A 3175-nucleotide genomic window follows, 5' to 3' on the forward strand; every position below is an offset into this window, starting at 1 on the left:
GACAAGCTCTCACCAACATTTATCAGGCACTGAGTATGGGCATCAATACCATCGACAGTAGTGTAGCTGGGCTGGGTGGATGCCCATACGCTCAAGGCGCATCAGGAAATGTCGCAACGGAGGATGTACTGTATTTGTGCCAAGGGTTAGGAATAGAAACAGGGATCGACTTAGAGCTACTGGCTAAAGCTGGCTGGATGATCAGCGAAGAGCTGGGTCGACAGCCTACATCAAAAGTGTCATTAGCATTGCGTAACCGCGTATTATCACTTTCGTAGAAGGCCATCCGGCACCTCAAATTCTCCCAACCCAAATTAATTTGCTCTACTTTCGGGTAGGGAAGCGAAACCGCCCGCCAGTACGATAAATAATTAGAGAAAATAAGATAAGCACACAACCTACTAGTTTATTTGCCGTTAGTACTTCGCCATACCACAGCACGCTCAGAATAACCGTCCAAACTGGTTCTAATATCATAATTAGAGCAGCGTTACCTGCCTGAACAAATTTTTGCCCCATGGTTTGCATTACGTAACGCAAGCTCGTCGCTAATAAGGTACTCAACGCAAACCACCACCAAATAGAGGAGTCCACCTCTACCGGGAAAGATTCCATAAAAAATGAAACCAACAAACCTAAACAACCTGCTGAAAAAAGTTGCACGCAAGTAAGCAGCAGCACAGGTAGTTTTTGAGAGTATTTGCTGTTCACATTAAAATGAAGCGCCAAAACCAGTGCTGCACCAAGAAACCACAATTGACTGGCCGATTGTTTCCAGCCACCAACTAAAGAAAGACAAGCAAGACCTAATACAGCGATAGGCAAAGAAAGCCAGAAAATTCGTTGTGGTCGTTGACGAAACATAACCCATGCAACAATCGGCACAAACAGCATGGAAAGGCTCATGATAAATGCGCCTTCCCCGAGAGTATCACTGATAGAAATAGCGTAAATCCATGTCATAACGGCACTGCCTAGCAGGAGCCCGACACCACCAGCAGAAAGCACATCTTTTAAGTTTGCTTTCAGCAAAGGTCGGTAACATAGAGGCAGTAAGCAGAGCGAAGCGATAGTAAATCGCGCCCCAATAAAGCCAAAAGGTGGTAAACCCTGTATTGTTTCCTTAGAGAATATCCAGCCAAGTGCCGCGATCATCGTCGTCGCAACCAGAATAACCGTCGCTTTGCGTTCTGAGTTAAACATAAGTACTCACAAAATATGGAACACACAATAGCGCAGCAAGAGAGTTTTACTGCGCTATTGTGTAAATTTGAAAGGGGTTTGTGTCGAGCGAAAAAGTGAAAGCCCGATCCTCTCCTGTATTGTTGTCACGCAGATTGAAGTTCTGCTGCTAGATACATTAAATGCAGGCAAAGTCTTAAGGCAAGCCTTTTCGCATACTAAATTACTTTAGGCATTCTATACAGCAAGCAAACTGGCTAAAACCTGTACCGGGTGTCGAACTACCTCCCCTTCAAAACGCTTAACTTGACTGCGGCAGGAGTACCCCGTGGCTAACACACGCTCAGTGGGCAGGTTCTTTATATTCGGTTTCCAACTAAGCTGATATATAGCTTCAGACGTACTTTTCTTATCCACTTCATGTCCGAATGTCCCAGCCATGCCACAACATCCCGTAGGTATGACTTGCAGATTTAAGCCAAAGTGCTGAAAAATAGACTGCCAAGATTTCTCAGCCTCCGGTATTTTGGTCTTTTCTGTGCAATGCGCCATCAAATACCAAGGTTCTTCATCCGATACACGTACTGGCGGCCATTCATTAAGTGTATCCACCAACCACTCAAGAGCCGTATAAACTGTAAATTCGCCTCGCTTCTCTTTTAGAGCCTGATGGTACTCATCACGATAACAAAGCACTAAGGCTGCATCGATACCGATCATAGGAATTTCAAGCTCAGCAACTTGGTTGAGAAAATCCGATGTGTTTTGTGCATTTCTGGCGAATGCCTTAAGGAAACCTTTTACATGTTGAGCTTTCCCATTGGGTTTGAAAGGCAGAACAACAGGGTGTTTCCCTAACCGCTGCAATAACTGAATAAAGTCCGCAACCAACTCGGCTTCATAAAAGCTGGTAAATGGATCTTGAACAATCAAGACGTAATTTTGCTTCACTTCTGGGGAAAGCGATTCTAGATACACAAAGTCAAACGGGCTCACTCCAAGTGCCTGACATCGACTTTGCAACGTAGGGATCGATAGCACTGGCGAATCAATAAAACCGATGGATGTCTCTAATACATGCGTAACAGGCCTACTAGATGCAATTTGATTAACCAGCTTGGGAGCTTTTGCCATAATCGGCAGCAGTTGCTCAATATTCGACACCAGATAGTCGCGCAGAGGTCTACGATAACGAGAGTGATAGAGGTGTAAAAAACGCGCTCTAAAATCAGGTACATCAACTTTCACAGGACACTGACTCGCACACGCTTTGCACGCTAGACAGCCATTCATCACCTCATAAACTTCATGCGATAAATCATCAGGAGCGGGGCGAGATATCAACTTACTCAGCTTCTGAGCCAAAAGCTTAACCGATAACTTTTGATTGAGAAGTTGCTGTTCGTTAGCGAGCAAATCGAAGTCATTGTCATTAAGGCGACGCAGCCATTCACGCATTATCCCCGCCCTCCCTTTCGGAGAGTGGCGACGATCGGCTGTCACTTTAAATGATGGACACATTGGGCTATCAGCATCGTAATTAAAACACAGCCCATTGCCATTGCAAGACAGTACGGGCTTAAGCGACTCTCGGACTTCTACGGGGATCTGACGATCATAGTAGCCACGCTTGGTCGCTGTGACTTTTACCATTTCAGCGTCGCTATTCAGTGGTGTGCAAATCTTCCCCGGATTCATTTTATTGTCGGGGTCAAACGCCGCTTTAATGCGCCTTAATTCAGTAAAGAGCTCATCACCAAAGAAGGCAGGTCCATATTCTGAGCGATATCCTTTACCGTGCTCTCCCCACATTAAGCCATTGTATTTTGCCACTAGCTCGACCACATCGTCAGACAGTTGATGCATTAACGCTTCTTGCTCAGGGTCACACATATCGAGCGCCGGACGCACGTGAAGAACGCCAGCATCCACATGCCCAAACATGCCATAATGCAGGTTATTGCTGTCTAGTAACGTACGAAATTCCGCGATA

At 45.6% G+C, this 3175-nt stretch carries 2 protein-coding genes and 1 pseudogene; 1 reads left to right on the forward strand and 2 read right to left on the reverse strand.

Features of this window, described 5'->3' with window-relative positions; translation table 11 throughout:
- Window positions 1–278, forward strand: a pseudogene (locus IQR33_RS32795) (hydroxymethylglutaryl-CoA lyase); the annotation flags it as partial.
- Window positions 279–324: 46 nt separating this feature from the next.
- On the opposite strand, the gene IQR33_RS10645 reads toward IQR33_RS32795, so the two are convergent.
- Window positions 325–1203, reverse strand: a complete 879-nt coding sequence (locus IQR33_RS10645) for a DMT family transporter (RefSeq protein WP_017634269.1) — start codon at window positions 1201–1203, stop codon at window positions 325–327.
- A 216-nt stretch (window positions 1204–1419) separates the two neighbouring features.
- Window positions 1420–3175, reverse strand: a 1756-nt coding sequence (locus IQR33_RS10650; protein WP_322631764.1) for an FAD-linked oxidase C-terminal domain-containing protein, incomplete at its 5' end; no start/stop codon positions are given.

The sequence above is a fragment of the Vibrio sp. OPT46 genome (genome assembly GCF_015163535.1).
In the GTDB taxonomy this organism is placed as follows: domain Bacteria; phylum Pseudomonadota; class Gammaproteobacteria; order Enterobacterales; family Vibrionaceae; genus Vibrio; species Vibrio alginolyticus.